Source organism: Streptomyces sp. NPDC049813 (assembly GCF_044465085.1).
In the GTDB taxonomy this organism is placed as follows: domain Bacteria; phylum Actinomycetota; class Actinomycetes; order Streptomycetales; family Streptomycetaceae; genus Streptomyces.
Window position 1 is genome coordinate 13,686 of the sequence record NZ_JBITLI010000008.1, and the last position, 18,697, is coordinate 32,382.

Below are 18,697 nucleotides of genomic sequence, written 5' to 3' on the forward strand. Positions count from 1 at the left end.
GGGGTCAGTTGGCCCAGGGCAGCGGGGACTCGGCGGTGCCCCAGTACAGGGACTTCTGGCGCTGGTAGGCGCGGATCGCGTCGCGCCCCTTCTCGGTGCCGAGCCCGCTGTCCTTCATCCCGCTGAACGGGGTGGACGCGCTGAACTGCTTGTACGTGTTGATCCACACGGTGCCCGCCTCGATCCGGCGGGCCAGGCGCCAGGCCGCCCGGTGGTCCCGGGTCCAGATCCCGCAGGCCAGGCCGTACACGGAGTCGTTGGCCTGGCGGACGAGGTCGTCCTCGTCGTCGTAGGGGAGGGTGACCAGGACCGGGCCGAAGATCTCCTCCTGGCAGGTGCGCGCGGAGTTCGGCAGACCGGTGAGGACGGTGGGCAGGTAGTACGCGCCGCCCTCGTACCCGGGGCCCTCGGGCGCCGCGCCGCCGCACAGCACCTCGGCGCCCTCGGTGCGGGCCAGGTCCACATAGGCGGCGACGGAGTCCCGGTGCCGGTGGTGGACGAGCGGGCCCACCTGCGTGGCGGGGTCGGTGCCGGGTCCGACCCGCAGCTTCTCGACGCGGGCCACCAGTTCCCGCACGAAGTCGTCGTGGATCTCGCGGGCCACGAAGAGCCGCGACCCGGCGATGCAGGACTGCCCGCTGGAGGAGAAGATCCCGAACATCACCCCGGCCAGGGCCTGTTCGAGGTCGGCGTCGGCGCGCACGATCGTCGGCGACTTGCCGCCCAGCTCAAGCGAGACCGGGATCAGCTTCGCGCCGGCGAGCGCCGCGACGGACCGGCCGGTCTCCGTGCCGCCGGTGAAGCCGATCCGGCCGACCAGCGGGTGCCGCACGACGGCGTCCCCGACCACCCGGCCGCTGCCCGGAAGCACCGACAACAGGGCGGTCGGCAGGTCCAGTTCGGTGAGTGCGCGGGTGATGAGGCGGCCGAGCGCGAGGGAGACGAGCGGGGTCCACGCGGCGGGCTTGAGCAGGACCGCGTTGCCCGCGGCGAGCGCGGGCGCGATCTTCTGCGCGTCGCTGGCGACCGGCGAGTTCCACGGGTTGATGGCCCCGACGACACCGATCGGCTCGTGCACGCTCATCGTGACGTACGGGCCGCGCGAGGGGGTGAGGGCCTCCTCCGCGGTCTCCAGCGCGGCGCCCAGGTAGCGGAAGGTGCCGGCCGCGCTGAGCGCGAGCGCCTTCGTCTCGGTGAGCGTCTTGCCGGTGTCCGCGGTCTGTACGGCGGCCAGCTCGTCGGCTGCCTCCTCCGTCAACTCCGCGATGCGGTAGAGGAGTCGGGCGCGCTGGTGGGGCAGCAGCGTGCGCCAGGCCGGGTCGGCCGCGGCCGCGGCCGCCGCCCGCGCCGCTTCGTCGACGTCGGCGGCGGACGCGGCGTGCAGGGTGGCGAGGACGGCGCCGGTGGCCGGGTCGACGGTGTCGAGCCGGTCACCGCCGCCGCGACGCCACCGGCCCGCGACGAGGATCTCGGCTGGGGGGAACGGCACGGCGGGCCTCCGAGGCGGGAAGAGGGGATCAGGGGGATCACGGGGATCAGGGGAACCAGGGGGCTCAGCGGGACCGGCGGGACCAGGCGGGTCGGCGGAGTCGCTGAAGTGCTAGAAATCTAAGCGCTTAAATGTTTCTCCGCAAGACCCCTGGAGGTATAGCCCCGGTTCATATGTCTAAGCGCCTAACCATTGACCACTTAGGTGTCGCCTCCTACTGTCGGCGGAACTCCTCTGTTCGCGTGTTCGCGGAAGGACCCCTCCATGACGACTGTGGCCGGTAAACAGGGCCTCGGCTCGATCGCAGCCAGGCTCGAACGGCTGCCGCACTCCCGCTGGCACGTCAAGGTCCGATTCCTGATCGGCGCCGTGACCTTCTTCGAGGCCTTCGACCAGCTCCTGGCCGCCTCCGCGCTGCCCGTCCTGACGGAGGACTGGCACCTCTCCACGGGCCAGGCCACCTTCGCGGTCACCGCCGGCTCCGTCGGCATGCTGCTCGGCGCCCTGCTGGCGGGCTGGCTCGGGGACCGCATCGGCCGGGTGCGCACCGTGGCCCTGGGCGTCGCCACCACCGGGATCGCCAGCCTGGCCGTCGCCCTGGCGAACGGGATCGAGCTGTTCTCCCTCTTCCGGTTCGTCCAGGGCCTCGGCATCGGCGGCGTCGTCCCCGTCGCGGCCACGTACATCAACGAGATCGCCCGCTCCGACAAGCGCGGCCGCTTCGTCCTGCTCTACGAGATGATCTTCCCGGCCGGGCTCGCCGCGGCCAGCCTCGTCGCCGTGTGGGTGGTGCCGAACCTCGGCTGGCGCGCCATGTTCGTGATCGGCGCGCTGCCCGTCCTGGTCGCGGTCCTCCTCCCGCGCCACGTCGCCGAATCACCCCGCTGGCTGCTGTCGCAGGGCCGGACCGAGGAGGCCGAGCGGGTCATCGCCCGGATCGAGGCCGAGGTCGAGAAGGCCGTCCGCGAGCCGCTGCCCCGGCCCGCCGACGCGCCCCCGGAGGAGGTGACGCGCGGGCGCCTGCGGGACCTGTTCACCGGCCGCTATCTGCGCCGCACCACCGTCCTGTCCGCCCTGTGGTTCGTCGCGTACTACGTCAACCACGGCATCTCGACCTGGCTGCCCTCGCTCTACACCAAGAACTTCGGCCTCGACCTGACCACGGCGCTCGTCTACACCCTGCTGAGCAACGTCACCGGACTGTTCGGCACGTTCGCCGTCGCGCTGGTCATCGACCGGATCGGCCGCCGCCCCGCCCTGGTCGCCGCGCTCGGCGGCACCGCCCTCGCCCTGGGCACGCTGGCCCTCGCCGGCGTCACCTCGGGCGTACAGGTCGCCGTCTTCGCCTCCGCCACGACGTTCTTCGTCTACGCGATCAACGCGGGCCTCTACCTCTACTCGCCGGAGCTGTACCCGACCTCGAACCGGGCCAGGGGCGCGGCGTTCGGCGGCCTGTGGAACCGGCTCGGCGTGATCCTCGGCCCCATCACGGTCGGCGCGATCCTCGGCTCGGGCGGCAGCCTCAGCCTCGTCTTCGTCCAGCTCGCGTGCGTGGCCGGAGTCGGCGCCCTCGTCGCGCTGTTCGCTGTGGAGACCAAGGGCCGGACGCTGGAGGAGCTCAACGCGTAGCGCGCAGCGAGCGGCGCAACGCCCGCAGCAGTTCCTCCAGTTGGCGGCGCTCGGCCGGGCGCAGGCCGTCCAGCAGCCGCCGCTCGCCGGCCCCGCGCTCCTCGGCCGCCCGGTCCACCAGGTCACGGCCCGCCGCGGTCAGCCGCACGTGCACGACGCGCCGGTCCTCGTCGTCCCGCTCCCGCTCCACGAGCCCGGCCCGCGCGAGCCGGTCGGCGTGCTGGGTCACGTTGCCGGCGCGCACGGCGCCGGCCGCCGCCAGCTCGCTCATGGTGCGGCGGTGGGGCGCGCCCGCCCGCCGCAGCTCGGCCAGCACCTCGAACGCGGCCAGGCTGATGCCGTGCCCCTTGACGACGCGCTCGGCCGCGGCCCGGTGGAGGGCCGCGCACTCGGCGAGGGCGGTGAAGACGCGGGTGTCGGCGTCGGTGGCCGGGACCCGCGCCTGCGCCGGGTCCGGGTCCGCATCCGGGTCCGGGTCCGCATCCGGGTCCGGGGCCGCATCCGGGTCCGGGTCCGCATCCGGGTCCGGGTTCGCATCCGGGTCCGGGTCCGCATCCGGGTCCGGGTCCGCATCCGGGTCCATGGCACGGTCCGGGGCATCAGTGCTGCCCGCTTCCGCGGGTGTACCGACCGCCGCCGCGAGCGCCGCGGTCAGCAGCGGCTCCCAGTCGGCCGTCGGCACCGACGCCGCCGGCTCGTGGGCGAAGACGTAACGCTCCATGATGACGCCGAACAAGATGCTGCGGACCAGGCCGACGCGGGCGCGGCCGTCCGCCGTGTCGCCGAGCACGCCCGACAGCGGCCGGGTCACGACCCGTTCGAGCAGCTCGGCCAGGTGCTGCGCGCTCGGCGGATGGGTGAGCGCCGAGCGGATCAGCGCGGCGAGCGGGTCCTGCGCCGAGAGGCGGTCCCAGCGGTCCAGGTAGGAGCGGGCCAGCGCCCGGGGGAGCCCCGCCGGATCGTTCCCGGCCTCGTCGAGCACATGGGCGGTGACGCCCGTGCCCTCGCCGACCACGGCACGGAACAGCCCGTCCTTGGACCCGAAGTACGCCATCACGAGCCCCGCAGTCACCCCGGCCTCGGCGGCGATCGCCCGGATGCCGACCCCCTGGTACCCGTGGGCCGCGAACAGGCGCCGGGCCGCTGCCAGTACCGCCCGGCGGTTTCCCTCGGGGTCGTGCGGCCGTCCGCGCCGCCGCTCGTTCACTGCGTCCACGCCGCCACAGTAGACGGCCGCCCGCCGAGCAGCCGGTCCCGCGATCACTTTTGCACGGTCGTTCAGATCGAATGCGAGCCACCTGCCCCCGGAACAACAGGCTTTCATCTTCTTCCGCGCACCCCTTGCCAACACGATAGTTCAGTGTCAATCATTTCAGGGGTTAGGTAGATCGCCGTCCGAGTAGCTCGCCGTCCGAGAGGCCAGGTGTCAGCCGGTTTGAAACCCGCACCCTTCGACTACAGCGCCCCCCGCACCGTGCCCGAGGCCCTCGCCCTCCTCGCCGACGAGGAGCGCGACCCCAAGGTGGTGGCGGGCGGCCAGTCGCTGATCCCGATGCTGAACATGCGGCTCGCCCGCCCCGGCCTGCTCGTCGACGTCACCCGCATCCCCGGCCTCGACCGGATCACCGTCGACGCCGGTGGCGCCCTGCACATCGGCGCCGCCGTCCGGCAGGCCCGGGCCGCGGCCGACCCCGTCGTCCGCTCCGGCTGGCCGCTGCTCGCCGCCGCGACCGGGCACATCGGGCATCCGCAGATCCGGGCCCGGGGCACGGTCGGCGGCAGCCTCGTCCACCACGACCCCGCGGCCGAACTGCCCACCGCCGCCCTGGCCCTCGACGCCCGTTTCGTGATCGCGGGACCGGCCGGCGAGCGGACCGTGGCCGCCGCCGACTTCTTCGTCGCCACCTTCCAGACCGCCGTCGCACCGGACGAACTCCTCACCGAGGTGGTGCTGCCGCCCTGCGCGGGCGGCTGGGCGTTCGAGGAACACGCCCGCAGACACGGGGACTTCGCCACGGTCGGGGTCGCCGTCCGCCTGGAACGCGCGGCGGGCGCCGCCGGTGCGATCGGTGCCGCCCGTGTCGTCTTCTGCGGCGCCGGCTCCGTGCCGCTGCGGCTGCCCGCCGCCGAGGCGGCGCTGACCGGCTCAGACGCGGGCCCCGCCGCCCTCGACGCCGCCCGCGCCGCGGCCCTCGCCCACCTCGAACCGTCCGACGACGTCCACGCCACCGCCGCCCACCGCCGCGAGACCGCCGCCCACCTCCTCGTCCGCGCCTGCACCACCGCCTGGGAGCGCACCCGATGACCTCCGTGACCCCCGCCGCCCGCCCCGCGCGGACCCCACCCCTCGCCGAACCCTCCGCCTGGCACGAACTGCGCCTCACCGTCAACGGCGCGCCCGTCACCGCCCAGGTCGAGTCCCGGCTGCTGCTCAGCGACTTCCTGCGCGACCGGCTCCGGCTGACCGGCACCCACGTCGGCTGCGAGCACGGCGTCTGCGGCGCCTGCACGGTCCTCGTCGACGACACCCCCGTCCGCTCCTGCCTCACCCTCGCCGTCCAGTGCGAGGGCACGGCCCTGCGGACCGTGGAGAGCCTCGCCCCGGCGGACGCGCCGCTCACCCCCGTGCAGCGCGCCTTCCACGAGTGCCACGGCATGCAGTGCGGCTTCTGCACCCCCGGCTTCCTGATGACCGCCACGGCCCTGACCGAACAGGACGAGCGGCCCGCCGCGCCGGTGGTCGCCGACGCCCTCAGCGGCCACCTGTGCCGCTGCACCGGCTACCGCAACATCCGCCGCGCCCTGGGCCAGGCCCTCGACGAGACCTACGGCGAGGAGGGCGCGTGACCATGACCGCACCACACCATCCGGGCGGCTGGATCGGCCGCCCCGTCCCGCGCGTCGAGGACGACCGCCTGCTGCGCGGCGAGGGCCGCTACGTCGACGACATCGACCTGCCCGGCGCCGCCGAGGCGGCCGTCCTGCGCAGCCCGCACGCCCACGCCCGGATCACCGCGGTCGACGTACGCGCCGCGCGCACCGCCCCCGGCGTCCTCGCCGTGTGGACCGGCGCCGACGTCGCCCACCTGCCCGCCCTCCTCAACCGCGAGGAACTGCGCACCCCGCCCCGGCTCGCCGAACTCCTCGACCCGTACGTCGCGATGACACCGATGCCGCTGCTCGCGGACGACAAGGTGCGCTACGTCGGCCAGCCCGTGGCGCTCGTCCTCGCCGAGAACCGCTACCTCGCCGAGGACGCCCTCGAACTCATCGACGTCCGCTACGAGCCGCTCCCCGCCCTCGTCGACCCCCGCCTGGCCCGCGCCGCGGACGCCCCGCTGCTCCACGACGACCTGCCCGACAACACCGCGGTCGCCGTCACCGCCCGCGTCGGCGACCCCGACGCCGCGTTCGCGGCCGCGCACACCGTCATCAGCGAGGAGTTCCAGGCCCACCGCTACGTGGCCTCGCCCATCGAGACCCGCGCCGTCGCCGCCCGCGTCGACTCCTACAGCGGCGACCTCACCGTCTGGTCCAACACCCAGACCCCGCACCGCGTCCGCGAAGCCGTCGCCCACACCCTCGGCCGCGCGTCCGAGACCGTCCGCGTCATCGCCACCGACGTCGGCGGCGGCTTCGGCCAGAAGGGCATCCTCTACGTCGAGGAACTGCTGATCCCCTACGCGGCGGGCGAGCTGGGCCGCGCCGTCGTGTGGCGGGAGGACCGCAACGAGAACCTCACCGCGGCCTCCCACGCCCGCGAACAGCTCCACCGCATCGAACTCGCCGCCGACGCCGACGGCCGCCTCCTCGCCGTCCGGGACCGCGTCACCGTCAACTTCGGCGCCTACAACATGACCGGCCTGGTCGTCCCCTACAACTCGCTCTGCCACCTCCTCGGCCCCTACCGCGTCCCGAACGCCGACATCGACGTCGTCGGCGTCCTCACCAACACCGCCTTCGCCACGCCCTACCGCGGCGCGGGCCGCCCCGAGACGGTCTTCGCGATGGAGCGCGCCCTGGACCGCCTCGCGCACCGGCTCGGCATCGACCCCGCCGACCTGCGGGCCCGCAACCTCATCGGCCCCGACGCCATGCCGTACACCACCGGACTCGTCGACCGCTCCGGCAATCCGCAGACCTACGACTCCGGCGACTTCCCCCAACTGCTGCGCCGGGCCCGCGCCAGGGTCACCGTGCCGGCTCCCCGCGGCCCCGGCCGGCACGTCGGCGTCGGCTACGCCATGTACATCGAGGCGACCGGCCTCGGCCCGTTCGAGACCGCCCGCGTCGACATCGCCCCCAGCGGCCGCGTGAAACTCGCCATCGGCGCCCCCTCCCAGGGGCAGGGCCACCGCACCTCCATGGCGCAGATCGCCGCCGACGCCCTCGGCGTGCCCCTCGACGCCATCGATGTGGTGGGCGGTGACACCGACAGGACCCCGTTCGGCGTCGGCACCATCGCCAGCCGCGCCCTCGTCAACGCGGGCAACGCCACCCACCGCGCCGCGAAGCTCGTCCGGGAGAAGGCGCTCGACGCGGCGGGCCGCCGACTCGGCGTCCCCGCAGCCGAACTCGACCTGACCGACGGGGTGTTCACCACCAAGAGCCCCGGCGGACCCACCCTCACCCTCGCCGGACTCGCGGGCCGCGCCGCCCTGCCCGGCACCCCCGAACCCACCGACGGCAGGCACGGCACCGAGCTGAGCGAGACCGTCCACTTCCGCCCGCCCGGCTTCGCCGTCGCCAGCGGCGCGCACGCCGCCGTCGTCGAGGTCGACGAGGCCACCGGCGAGCTGGAGATCCTCCAGTACGTCGTCGTGCACGACGCCGGCGTCATCGTCAACCCCCTCATCGCCGAGGGCCAGGTCACCGGCGGCGTCGCCCAGGGCATCGGCGGCGCCCTCTACGAGGAGATGGTCTACGGCCCCGACGGCCAGCCCCGCACCGGCACCTACATGGACTACCTCGTGCCCACCTCGTCCGAGATCCCGGACCTGGACATGGACGAGATCCACTCACCGAGCCCGATGAACGACCTCGGCGTCAAAGGGCTCGGCGAGGGCGGCGCCATCGCCCCGCAGGCCGTGCTCGCCAACGCCGTCGAGGACGCGCTGCGCCCCTTCGGCGTCGTCGTGCGCCGCGGCCCGCTCTCCCCCAGCCGCCTGCGCGACCTGTTGCGCACCGCCCCCACCCCCTGACCCGCGAGGAGATCCACCCGATCATGCAGCTCGACCACTCCTTCACCGTCCCGGCCGCGCCCGACGACGCCTGGCGGCTCTTCCACGACCTCGCCCGCGTCGCCCCCTGCATGCCGGGCGCCGTGCTCGACACCCTCGACGGCGACGCCTTCACGGGCCGCGTCAAGGTCAAGGTCGGCGCGGTGCAGATGAGTTACCGGGGCGAGGGCACCGTCACCCGCGATGAGGCCGCCCGCACCGTGCGCCTGGCCCTGAGCGGCAGCGAGACCCGGGGCGCGGGGACCGCCTCCGCCGTCGTCACCGCGGAACTCACCGGCGACCCGGACGGCACCCGCGTCCGCGTCCGCACCGACCTCGACATCACCGGCCGCCCCGCCCAGTTCGGCCGGGGCATCATGACCGAGGTCGGCGACCGCATCGTGGGCCAGTTCGCCACCCGGCTCGCCGGGCTGCTGAGCGCCCCGGCCGCCGCCGTACCCGCACCCCCCGCGGCCGGCGCCGCCGAACCCGAGGCGGTCGACCTCGGCGCCGCGGCCCTGCCCGTCCTGCTCCGCAGGGCCGCCGTCCCGGCCGCCGCCGTGCTCGCCGCGGCCGTCCTCCTGCGCGTCCTGCGCCGCCGCACCTGACCGGGGCGGACCGGACCGGACCGGTCAGGATCGCTTCAGGGGTAGAATTTTCAGGGGCGTACGGTATCGCGCCCGACCCGGAAGCAGCTGAGGGGGCGCGATGGCCGAGCGCAGGCCGGCACGGCAGGACGCCGTGACGCAGATCGTGGCGGACTGGGCGCGGGAGCGGCCCGAGCTGGACACCTCCCCGCTGGAGGTGCTGGCCCGGCTGCACCGCTCGTTCCTGCGGTACAACACCCGGCTCAACGCGTCGATCGAGCGGCACGGGCTGTCCGTCGCGGGCTTCGACGTCCTGACCGCGCTGCGCCGCGCGGGGGCGCCCTACCGCCTGACCGCGGGCCAGCTCGCCGACTCGGGTCTCGTCTCCTCGGCCGGGGTCACCCTGCGCATGGACCGCCTGGAGAAGGACGGCCTGATCGTCCGCGAGCGCGACGCCGACGACCGGCGCGTCGTCTACTCCCGGCTGACCGGCGAGGGCCTCGCCAAGGTCGACGAGGTCTTCGCCGAGCACCTGGACAACGAGCGCCGGATGCTGGCCGGCGTCTCCCCGGCCGAGCGCCGCCAACTCGCCCGTCTCCTCGCCAAGTTGGAGCGCTCGATCGTCGACGCGGACGATCAGTAGCGGCCGGGCCGCGGCCTCACTCCAGCGTCGCGCAGTCCGGTCGGGCTCGACGACGGAGCAGGGACGGCCCCTCGCGGGAGCCGCCCCTGCCACCTGCCGCCGGGCTACTTCTCGTCGAGCAGGTCCTGCACCTTGCCGCGCACCTCGTCCGTGGCCAGGCCGCGGATCGTCAGCGTGGTGCGGCGGCGCAGCACGTCGTCCGGGGTCTCGGCCCACTCGTGGTCGCGGGCGTAGGCGACCTGCGCCCAGATCTCCGGCGCGTCCGGGTGGACGCGCTCGCCGAGCTCCGGGTTCTCGTTGGCCAGCCGCGCGATGTCGAAGGCCAGCGAACCGTAGTGCGTCGCCAGGTGCTTGGCGGTGTCGGCGGCCATTCGCGGGCCGGGCGCGGGGTTGTCGATGAGCAGGCGGTGCGCGACGGCGCGCGGATTGGCGACACCGGGCAGCGGCAGCCGCTTCGGCAGCTCGTCGATCGGCTCGAAGTCCGCGCCGAGCGGGTGGCCCGGCAGCGACTCCAGCTTCTTCATCACCGTACGGCCGATGTGGCGGAAGGTCGTCCACTTGCCGCCCGCGACGGACAGCATGCCCGCCCGGCCCTCGGTGACGACCGTCTCGCGCTTGGCCTTCGAGGTGTCGCCGGGACCGCCCGGCAGCACCCGCAGACCGGCGAACGAGTAGGTGATGAGGTCCCGCTTCAGCTGCTGGTCGCGGACCGAGAACGCGGCCTCGTCGAGGATCTGGTCGATGTCCTTCTCGGTGACCGACACGTCGGCCGGGTCACCCTCGTACTCCTCGTCGGTCGTGCCGAGCAGCAGCATGTCCTCCCAGGGGAGGGCGAAGGTGATGCGGTACTTGTCGATCGGGGTGGCGAGCGCGGCCTTCCACGGCGAGGTCCGCCTCAGGACCAGGTGCGCGCCCTTGGACAGGCGGATGGACGGAGCCGCGTCCGGGTCCTCCATCTTGCGCAGGTGGTCGACCCAGGGGCCCGTCGCGTTCAGCACGAGACGCGCGTTCACCCCGAACTCGTCGCCGCTCGTACGGTCCTTCAGCTCGGCGCCGGTGACCCGGCCCTGGGTGAAGCGCAGGCCGGTGACCTCGGCGTGGTTGAGGACGACGGCACCGGCCTCGACGGCCGCGCGGACCGTCATCAGCGCCATCCGGGCGTCGTTCATCTGGTCGTCGCCGTACACGGCCACGGCCTTCAGGTTCTCGGTGCGCAGCTCCGGCACGTCCTGCTGCGCCTTGGCGGGGGAGAGCAGGTGGCCGACGCCGTCGCCGAACGCGGACAGCGCGCTGTACGCGAAGACGCCCGCGCCCAGCTTGGCCGCGCCGTGCGGGCCGCCCTTGTAGACGGGCAGGTAGAAGGTGAGCGGGTTGGCCAGGTGCGGCGCCACGTTCTTGGAGACCGCGCGGCGCTCGAAGTGGTTCTCCGCGACGAGCTTGACCGCGCCGGTCTGCAAGTAGCGCAGACCGCCGTGGAGCAGCTTCGAGGAGGCGGAGGACGTGGCGCCGGCGAAGTCACCGGCGTCGACCAGGGCCACCCTGAGACCGGACTGCGCCGCGTGCCAGGCAGTGGAGATGCCCAGGATGCCGCCGCCGATCACCAGGAGGTCGTACGTCGCCTTGGAAAGCTGCTCGCGGGTCTCGGCGCGGCTCGGGTTGGAGCCGGCGGCCGGGTGCGTTCCGAGGGCAGGCACGGTCTGCAGGGTGGGCTGGGTCGTCATGGTGGGGTCTTACTCCTCGTCTTCGAGCCAGCCCATGGACCGCTGCACGGCCTTGAGCCAGCTCTTGTACTCACGGTCGCGGGTGTCCGCGTCCATGCGGGGCGTCCACTCGGCGGCCCGGCGCCAGTTGGCGCGCAGGTCGTCGGTGCTGGACCAGAAGCCGACGGCGAGACCGGCGGCGTAGGCGGCGCCGAGGCAGGTCGTCTCGGCCACCATCGGGCGCACCACCGGCGCGTCCAGGAAGTCCGAGAGGGTCTGCATCAGCAGGTTGTTGGAGGTCATGCCGCCGTCGACCTTCAGAGCGGTCAGCTCGACGCCGGAGTCCTTCGTCATGGCGTCGCTGATCTCACGGGTCTGCCAGGCCGTGGCCTCCAGGACGGCGCGCGCGATGTGCGCCTTGGTGACGTACCGGGTCAGGCCGGTGATCACACCGCGGGCGTCGGGGCGCCAGTACGGGGCGAACAGGCCGGAGAAGGCCGGCACGAAGTACGCGCCGCCGTTGTCCTCGACCGAGGACGCGAGCGTCTCGATCTCGGCGGCGGACTTGATCAGGCCCATCTGGTCGCGCATCCACTGCACCAGCGAACCGGTGACCGCGATGGAGCCCTCCAGGGCGTAGACCGGCTTCTGGTCGCCGATCTGGTAGCCGACGGTCGTCAGCAGCCCGGAGTAGGAGTTGATGGCCTTGTCACCGGTGTTGATCAGCATGAAGGTGCCGGTGCCGTACGTGGACTTGGCCTCGCCCTCGGCGAAGCAGGTCTGGCCGAACAGGGCCGCCTGCTGGTCGCCGAGCGCCGACGCGACGGGCACACCGCGCAGGACGTCGCCGAGCGTGCCGCCGGTGACCTCGCCGTAGACCTCGGCGGAGGAGCGGATCTCGGGCAGCATGGTCATCGGGACGCCGATGGACGAGCAGATCTTCTCGTCCCACTCCATCGAGTGCAGGTTCATCAGCATCGTGCGGGAGGCGTTGGTGACGTCGGTGACGTGCCGGCCGCCGTCGACCCCGCCGGTCAGGTTCCAGATGACCCAGCTGTCCATCGTGCCGAAGAGGATGTCGCCGCGCTCGGCGCGCTCGCGCAGGCCCTCGACGTTGTCCAGCAGCCAGCGGGCCTTGGGTCCGGCGAAGTAGGAGGCGAGCGGCAGGCCGGTCTCGCGGCGGAAGCGGTCCTGGCCGACGTTGCGCCCCAGCTCCCGGCACAGGGCGTCGGTGCGGGTGTCCTGCCAGACGATGGCGTTGTGGACGGGCTCACCGGTGTTCTTGTCCCAGAGCAGCGTCGTCTCGCGCTGGTTGGTGATGCCGATGGCCTTGATGTCGTCGCGGGTGATGCCGGCCTTGGAGACGGCGCCGGCGACGACCTCCTGGACGTTGGCCCAGATCTCGTTCGCGTCGTGCTCGACCCAGCCGGGCTTGGGGAAGATCTGCTCGTGCTCCTTCTGGTCGACGGAGACGATGCGGCCGTCCTTGTCGAACACGATGCAGCGGCTGGACGTGGTGCCCTGGTCGATCGCCGCGATGAAGGGGCCTGCGGTGTGTGCGTCGGTCACGGGGTGCTCCTGAAGAGGGGTCTCGGTGCTCGGGCGGGGTGCTCGCGGTGCCGGGCGGGCCTACTTGAACGCGACGTTGTAGAGGCCACCGGCTATGGCGCCGCCGATCAGCGGACCCACGATCGGGATCCAGGCGTACGACCAGTCGGAGCCGCCCTTGTTGGGCAGCGGCAGCAGGGCGTGCACGATGCGCGGGCCGAGGTCACGGACCGGGTTGATCGCGTACCCCGTGGGGCCGCCGAGCGAGAGACCGATACCGACGACGACCAGCGCGGTGATCAGGGCGCCGAGCGTCCCCAGACCGTTGCCGCCGTCGTTCAGGCCCTGCGTGAGGATGGCGAGCACCAGCACGACGGTCGCGATGACCTCCGTGACGAGGTTCTGCACGACGTTGCGGATCTCCGGGCCCGTCGAGAACACGCCGAGCACGGGGCCCGCCTTCGGCGCGGCCTTCTGGTCGACCAGCCCCTCGTCGGCGGGCTGCGCCGCGATGATCTCCGGGTCGGTCAGGTGGGCGCGGAACTGCCCGTAGTACGTCGCCCAGACCAGCACGGCGCCGATCATCGCGCCGAGCAGCTGCGAGCCGAGGTAGAGCGGTACGTCGCTCCACTTGGTGCCGCCCTCGATGGCGAGACCGAGGGTGACCGCGGGGTTCAGGTGGGCGCCGGAGACGCCGCCCGCGAGGTAGGCGCCGGTCAGGACCGCGAAGCCCCAGCCGAACGCGATGGCGGTCCAGCCGGCCTCGTACGCCTTCGAGCGCTTGAAAGTGACGGCGGCGCAGACGCCACCGCCCAGCAGGATGAGCACGGCGGTACCGATGGTCTCGCCGATGAAGATGTCGGAGCTGGACACCCGCGACTCCTTTGTCCTTCGTCCAGGGAAAAACCGAACCCCGGGTCCCTCTCCGGTGGTCCGCGCCCGATGCGGGCGGTTTCGGCCTGGCCTTGTCACACTCTAACGCGTATTGCCGGTAGCTGTTCGACAATGCCGACCGATGGACGCGAGTCTTGCTCCGGGGTCACACGATCGTCAAGGGTTCTGTTATCCAAAGCACGATCGTTATTGATCGGGCACGCCTATCGGTGACGCTGCGGTCATGGACGTGTCTCGATGGTCGCGCGGACGGGTGCGCCCCGCACCCCGGGACGAGAAAGCCCCGTCCGGGGACGGGGCGGCGGGCGGAGTGCGGGCGGTGGGGGCGCCGGGTTCAGAACCGGCTGGCCCCCAGGTCCCGGGAGACGGCGCGGGCGCAGTCCCGTACGGCGGCGATCAGCTCGGGGCGCAGGGCGCCCCGGTCCTCGTCCTTGCAGACCCGCTCCACCGCTCCGGTGATCCCCACCGCGCCCACCGGCATCCGGTGCCGGTCGTGGATCGGCGCCGCGACCGAGGCCACGCCCTCCCAGGTCTCCTCGACGTCCTCGGCGTACCCGCGCGCGCGGGTCAGGTCGAGCACCGCCTCGAACCCCTCCAGGGAGCCGACCGTACGGGCCGTGAACTCCTTGCGCTCGCTCTCCATGACCTCGCTGTGGGCCACGGGGTCGTACGCGGACAGCACCTTGCCCAGGGCCGTGGAGTGCAGCGGCTGCATCGCGCCCACCTCCAGGACCTGCCGGCTGTCGTCGGGCCGGAAGACGTGGTGCACGATCAGGACGCCCTGCTGGTGCAGCACCCCCAGGTAGACGGCCTCCCCGCTGGAGCGCGCCAGGTCGTCCGTCCACACCAGCGCGCGGGCCCGCAGCTCGTGCACGTCCAGGTAGCTGTTGCCCAGGCGCAGCAGTTCCGCGCCCAGCTGGTAGCGGCCCGACGCCGCGTCCTGCTCCACGAACCCCTCGGCCTGCAGCGTGCGCAGGATGCCGTGGGCCGTGCCCTTGGCGAGGCCGACGGCGGAGGCGATGTCCGAGAGCCCGAGCCGCCGCTCGCCGCCCGCGAGGAGCCGGAGCATCGCCGCGGCCCGTTCGAGCGACTGGATGTTGCGTGCCATCGCAGCCCCTTCCTCCTCGGTTCCTCGGTTCCTCTGGCGACGACCGGTGTCGCCGGGCAACGTTCGACAATGCTGAACAGTATCGGTGGTTGCCGACCTCCTGCTAATGCGGCGTACGCCCTTCTTTCGAGCCGCTCGCCGCCGGGGCCGCTCCGCACAGTGTGGCCCGCCCGCGCCGCGCGGCGTTCCACGCCGTGGACGCCTCCCCGATCCGGCGCGGGTCCCGGCTACCCTGGCCGGGTGCGCCTCCAGCAGTGGAGCCGCAAAGCCGACAGCCGTCGCACCTCAGGGAGCACTTTCATGGCCTCGTTGCCACCGCCCGCCGCCGATCCCCGCGCCCGTGTGGACGCCCTCCGCGAAGCCCTCGCCACCCGCGTCGTGGTGGCCGACGGCGCCATGGGCACCATGCTGCAGGCGCAGGACCCCACCCTCGACGACTTCCAGCAGCTCGAGGGCTGCAACGAGATCCTGAACATCACCCGGCCCGACATCGTGCGCTCGGTGCACGAGGAGTACTTCGCGGTCGGCGTCGACTGCGTCGAGACCAACACCTTCGGCGCCAACCACGCGGCCCTCGGCGAGTACGACATCCCCGAGCGGGTCTTCGAGCTCTCCGAGTCCGGCGCCCGCGTCGCCCGCGAGGTCGCCGACGAGTTCACCGCCTCGACGGGACAGCAGCGCTGGGTGCTCGGCTCGATGGGCCCCGGGACCAAGCTGCCCACCCTGGGCCACGCCCCCTACACGACCCTGCGCGACGCCTACCAGCGCAACGCCGAGGGGCTCATCGCGGGCGGCGCGGACGCCCTCCTCGTCGAGACGACCCAGGACCTCCTGCAGACCAAGGCCTCGATCATCGGCGCCCGCCGCGCCCTGGCCGCCACCGGCACGAACCTGCCGGTCATCTGCTCGGTCACCGTCGAGACGACCGGCACCATGCTGCTCGGCTCCGAGATCGGCGCGGCCCTCACCGCCCTGGAGCCGCTCGGCATCGACATGATCGGCCTGAACTGCGCGACGGGCCCCGCCGAGATGAGCGAGCACCTGCGCTACCTCTCCCGCCACTCGCGCATCCCGATCTCCGCCATGCCCAACGCGGGCCTGCCGGTACTCACCAAGGACGGCGCGCACTACCCGCTGTCCGCGCAGGAGCTCGCGGACGCGCAGGAGACGTTCGTACGCGAGTACGGGCTCTCGCTGGTCGGCGGCTGCTGCGGCACCACGCCCGAGCACCTGCGCCAGGTCGTGGAGCGGGTCCGCGGCACGCAGCCCACCAGCCGCGCACCGCGCCCCGAGCCCGGCGCCGCCTCCCTCTACCAGACCGTCCCGTTCCGCCAGGACACCGCCTACATGGCGATCGGCGAGCGCACGAACGCCAACGGGTCGAAGAAGTTCCGCGAGGCCATGCTCGAAGGCCGCTGGGACGACTGCGTGGAGATGGCCCGCGACCAGATCCGCGAGGGCGCGCACATGCTCGACCTGTGCGTGGACTACGTCGGCCGCGACGGCGTCGCCGACATGGCGGAGCTGGCCGGCCGCTTCGCGACCGCCTCGACGCTGCCCATCGTCCTGGACTCCACCGAGGTGCCGGTGATCCGGGCCGGGCTGGAGAAGCTCGGCGGCCGCGCGGTCATCAACTCCGTCAACTACGAGGACGGCGACGGCCCCGACTCCCGCTTCGCGAAGGTCACACAGCTCGCGCAGGAGCACGGCGCCGCGCTGATCGCGCTCACCATCGACGAGGAGGGCCAGGCCCGCACCGTCGAGCACAAGGTCGCCATCGCCGAGCGGCTCATCGAGGACCTCACCGGCACCTGGGGCATCCACGAGTCGGACATCCTCATCGACTGCCTCACCTTCACGATCTGTACGGGACAGGAGGAGTCCCGCAAGGACGGCATCGCGACGATCGAGGCGATCCGCGAGCTGAAGAAGCGCCACCCCGACGTGCAGACCACCCTGGGCCTGTCGAACATCTCCTTCGGCCTGAACCCGGCCGCCCGCATCGTGCTGAACTCGGTCTTCCTGGACGAGTGCGTCAAGGCGGGCCTGGACTCCGCGATCGTGCACGCCTCGAAGATCCTGCCCATCGCGCGGTTCGACGAGGAGCAGGTGCGCACCGCCCTCGACCTCATCTACGACCGGCGCGCCGAGGGCTACGACCCGCTGCAGAAGCTGATGGCGCTCTTCGAGGGCGCCACCGCCAAGTCCCTCAAGGCGGGCAAGGCGGAGGAGCTGGCCGCGCTGCCCCTGGAGGAGCGGCTCAGGGCCCGCATCATCGACGGCGAGAAGAACGGCCTGGAGGCCGACCTCGACGAGGCACTGCAGACGCGGCCCGCCCTGGAGATCGTCAACGACACCCTGCTGGAAGGCATGAAGGTCGTCGGCGAGCTGTTCGGCTCCGGCCAGATGCAGCTGCCGTTCGTGCTCCAGTCCGCCGAGGTCATGAAGAGCGCGGTGGCCTACCTGGAGCCGCACATGGAGAAGTCCGACGCGGAGGGCAAGGGCACCATCGTGCTGGCCACCGTGCGCGGCGACGTCCACGACATCGGCAAGAACCTCGTCGACATCATCCTGTCCAACAACGGCTACAACGTCGTCAACCTGGGCATCAAGCAGCCCGTCTCCGCGATCCTGGAGGCCGCCGAGGAGCACCGGGCCGACGTCATCGGCATGTCCGGTCTCCTCGTGAAGTCCACGGTGATCATGAAGGAGAACCTCCAGGAGCTCAACCAGCGCAAGATGGCGGCCGACTACCCCGTCATCCTCGGCGGCGCCGCCCTCACCCGCGCCTACGTCGAGCAGGACCTGCACGAGATCTACGAGGGCGAGGTCCGCTACGCCCGCGACGCCTTCGAGGGCCTGCGCCTCATGGACGCCCTCATCGCCGTCAAGCGGGGCGTGCCCGGCGCGACCCTGCCCGAGCTGCGCCAGCGCCGCGTCAAGGCGAGCACCCCCGTCGTCGAGGAGGAGGTCGGCGAGGGGCCCGCCCGCTCCGACGTCGCCGTCGACAACCCCGTCCCCGAGCCGCCCTTCCGCGGCACCCGCGTCGTCAAGGGCATCCAGCTCAAGGAGTACGCGTCCTGGCTCGACGAGGGCGCCCTCTTCAAGGGCCAGTGGGGCCTGAAGCAGGCACGGACCGGGAGCGGGCCCACGTACGAGGAGCTGGTGGAGAGCGAGGGCCGCCCGCGGCTGCGCGGCTGGCTCGACGAACTGCACACCAAGAACATGCTGGAGGCGGCCGTCGTCTACGGCTACTTCCCGTGCGTGTCCAAGGGCGACGACCTGATCATCCTCGACGACGAGGGCAACGAGCGGACCCGCTTCACCTTCCCGCGCCAGCGCCGCGGCCGCCGCCTGTGCCTCGCCGACTTCTTCCGCCCGGAGGAGTCCGGCGAGACCGACGTCGTCGGCCTCCAGGTCGTCACCGTCGGCTCCAGGATCGGCGAGGCCACCGCCGAGCTGTTCGCCGCCGACTCCTACCGCGACTACCTCGAACTGCACGGCCTGTCCGTCCAGTTGGCCGAGGCCCTCGCCGAGTACTGGCACGCCCGCGTCCGCTCCGAGCTCGGCTTCGCCGGCGAGGACCCGGACGCGATGGAGGACATGTTCGCCCTGAAGTACCGGGGCGCCCGCTTCTCCCTCGGGTACGGCGCCTGCCCGAACCTGGAGGACCGCGCCAAGATCGCCGCGCTCCTCGAGCCCGAGCGGATCGGCGTCCAGCTGTCCGAGGAGTTCCAGCTCCACCCCGAGCAGTCCACCGACGCGATCGTCATCCACCACCCCGAGGCGAAGTACTTCAACGCGCGGTAATCCGTCACCGTCGTACACTGGTCGGTCCAGCGCAGGCCGGTCGCTCTCCTCTCACGGAGGGCGGCCGGCC

General features: G+C 72.7%; 13 protein-coding genes. 7 read left to right on the forward strand and 6 right to left on the reverse strand.

Annotation, left to right across the window (positions count from 1 at the left end; translation table 11 throughout):
• Window positions 1–4 precede the first annotated feature (4 nt).
• The gene (locus tag ACIBW6_RS18010) at window positions 5–1,489 is read right to left on the reverse strand and encodes an aldehyde dehydrogenase (RefSeq protein WP_399060591.1); all 1,485 of its coding nucleotides are present in this window, start codon (window positions 1,487–1,489) and stop codon (window positions 5–7) included.
• Window positions 1,490–1,753: 264 nt separating this feature from the next.
• On the opposite strand from ACIBW6_RS18010, the gene ACIBW6_RS18015 reads away from it, so the two are divergent.
• Window positions 1,754–3,118, forward strand: coding sequence for an MFS transporter (locus tag ACIBW6_RS18015; protein ID WP_399060593.1), 1,365 nt, complete (start codon window positions 1,754–1,756; stop codon window positions 3,116–3,118).
• Here the strand turns inward: ACIBW6_RS18015 and ACIBW6_RS18020 are convergent.
• Complete coding sequence (locus tag ACIBW6_RS18020) at window positions 3,108–4,334, reverse strand: TetR family transcriptional regulator (protein WP_399060595.1); 1,227 nt, start codon at window positions 4,332–4,334, stop codon at window positions 3,108–3,110. The genes ACIBW6_RS18015 and ACIBW6_RS18020 overlap by 11 nt on opposite strands.
• Before the next feature lie 219 nt (window positions 4,335–4,553).
• Here ACIBW6_RS18020 and ACIBW6_RS18025 point away from each other — a divergent pair, with 219 nt between their 5' ends.
• The 5 genes from ACIBW6_RS18025 to ACIBW6_RS18045 all read left to right on the forward strand — a co-directional run bounded on the left by ACIBW6_RS18025 (window position 4,554) and on the right by ACIBW6_RS18045 (window position 9,567).
• Window positions 4,554–5,423: an FAD binding domain-containing protein gene (locus ACIBW6_RS18025; RefSeq protein ID WP_399060597.1), complete on the forward strand. Its 870-nt coding sequence runs from the start codon at window positions 4,554–4,556 to the stop codon at window positions 5,421–5,423.
• Complete coding sequence (locus ACIBW6_RS18030; RefSeq protein ID WP_399060599.1) at window positions 5,420–5,965, forward strand: (2Fe-2S)-binding protein; 546 nt, start codon at window positions 5,420–5,422, stop codon at window positions 5,963–5,965. Before ACIBW6_RS18025 ends, ACIBW6_RS18030 begins: the two co-directional genes overlap by 4 nt.
• A 2-nt stretch (window positions 5,966–5,967) precedes the next feature.
• Window positions 5,968–8,319: a xanthine dehydrogenase family protein molybdopterin-binding subunit gene (locus ACIBW6_RS18035; protein ID WP_399060601.1), complete on the forward strand. Its 2,352-nt coding sequence runs from the start codon at window positions 5,968–5,970 to the stop codon at window positions 8,317–8,319.
• A gap of 23 nt (window positions 8,320–8,342) precedes the next feature.
• Window positions 8,343–8,945, forward strand: a complete 603-nt coding sequence (locus ACIBW6_RS18040; RefSeq protein ID WP_399060603.1) for an SRPBCC family protein — start codon at window positions 8,343–8,345, stop codon at window positions 8,943–8,945.
• A 100-nt stretch (window positions 8,946–9,045) separates the two neighbouring features.
• Window positions 9,046–9,567, forward strand: coding sequence for a MarR family winged helix-turn-helix transcriptional regulator (locus tag ACIBW6_RS18045; RefSeq protein WP_399060605.1), 522 nt, complete (start codon window positions 9,046–9,048; stop codon window positions 9,565–9,567).
• Window positions 9,568–9,671: 104 nt separating this feature from the next.
• Here ACIBW6_RS18045 and ACIBW6_RS18050 read toward each other — a convergent pair whose 3' ends face one another.
• The 4 genes from ACIBW6_RS18050 to ACIBW6_RS18065 form a co-directional block, all read right to left on the reverse strand.
• The gene (locus ACIBW6_RS18050; protein ID WP_399060607.1) at window positions 9,672–11,288 is read right to left on the reverse strand and encodes an FAD-dependent oxidoreductase; all 1,617 of its coding nucleotides are present in this window, start codon (window positions 11,286–11,288) and stop codon (window positions 9,672–9,674) included.
• Window positions 11,289–11,297: 9 nt separating this feature from the next.
• A complete protein-coding gene (gene glpK / locus ACIBW6_RS18055) occupies window positions 11,298–12,836 on the reverse strand; it encodes a glycerol kinase GlpK (protein ID WP_399060609.1) in 1,539 nt (512 codons plus the stop codon).
• A gap of 60 nt (window positions 12,837–12,896) precedes the next feature.
• Window positions 12,897–13,688, reverse strand: coding sequence for an MIP/aquaporin family protein (locus ACIBW6_RS18060; RefSeq protein WP_399060611.1), 792 nt, complete (start codon window positions 13,686–13,688; stop codon window positions 12,897–12,899).
• A gap of 355 nt (window positions 13,689–14,043) precedes the next feature.
• Window positions 14,044–14,817 (reverse strand): IclR family transcriptional regulator, encoded by a 774-nt coding sequence (locus ACIBW6_RS18065; protein WP_399060613.1) that lies wholly within the window; start codon window positions 14,815–14,817, stop codon window positions 14,044–14,046.
• A 300-nt stretch (window positions 14,818–15,117) separates the two neighbouring features.
• Between ACIBW6_RS18065 and metH the strand changes: the two genes are divergently transcribed.
• Window positions 15,118–18,627, forward strand: a complete 3,510-nt coding sequence (metH, locus tag ACIBW6_RS18070) for a methionine synthase (RefSeq protein ID WP_399060615.1) — start codon at window positions 15,118–15,120, stop codon at window positions 18,625–18,627.
• Window positions 18,628–18,697 lie beyond the last annotated feature (70 nt).

Excerpts from the sequence above, each read along its gene's own strand:
- ACIBW6_RS18015 (WP_399060593.1), top strand. The coding sequence starts at position 1,754 with ATGACGACTGTGGCCGGTAAACAGGGCCTCGGCTCGATCGCAGCCAGG.
- ACIBW6_RS18030 (WP_399060599.1), top strand. The coding sequence starts at position 5,420 with ATGACCTCCGTGACCCCCGCCGCCCGCCCCGCGCGGACCCCACCCCTC.
- ACIBW6_RS18035 (WP_399060601.1), top strand. The coding sequence starts at position 5,968 with ATGACCGCACCACACCATCCGGGCGGCTGGATCGGCCGCCCCGTCCCG.
- ACIBW6_RS18040 (WP_399060603.1), top strand. The coding sequence starts at position 8,343 with ATGCAGCTCGACCACTCCTTCACCGTCCCGGCCGCGCCCGACGACGCC.
- ACIBW6_RS18045 (WP_399060605.1), top strand. The coding sequence starts at position 9,046 with ATGGCCGAGCGCAGGCCGGCACGGCAGGACGCCGTGACGCAGATCGTG.
- ACIBW6_RS18050 (WP_399060607.1), bottom strand. The coding sequence starts at position 11,288 with ATGACGACCCAGCCCACCCTGCAGACCGTGCCTGCCCTCGGAACGCAC.
- ACIBW6_RS18065 (WP_399060613.1), bottom strand. The coding sequence starts at position 14,817 with ATGGCACGCAACATCCAGTCGCTCGAACGGGCCGCGGCGATGCTCCGG.
- metH (WP_399060615.1), top strand. The coding sequence starts at position 15,118 with ATGGCCTCGTTGCCACCGCCCGCCGCCGATCCCCGCGCCCGTGTGGAC.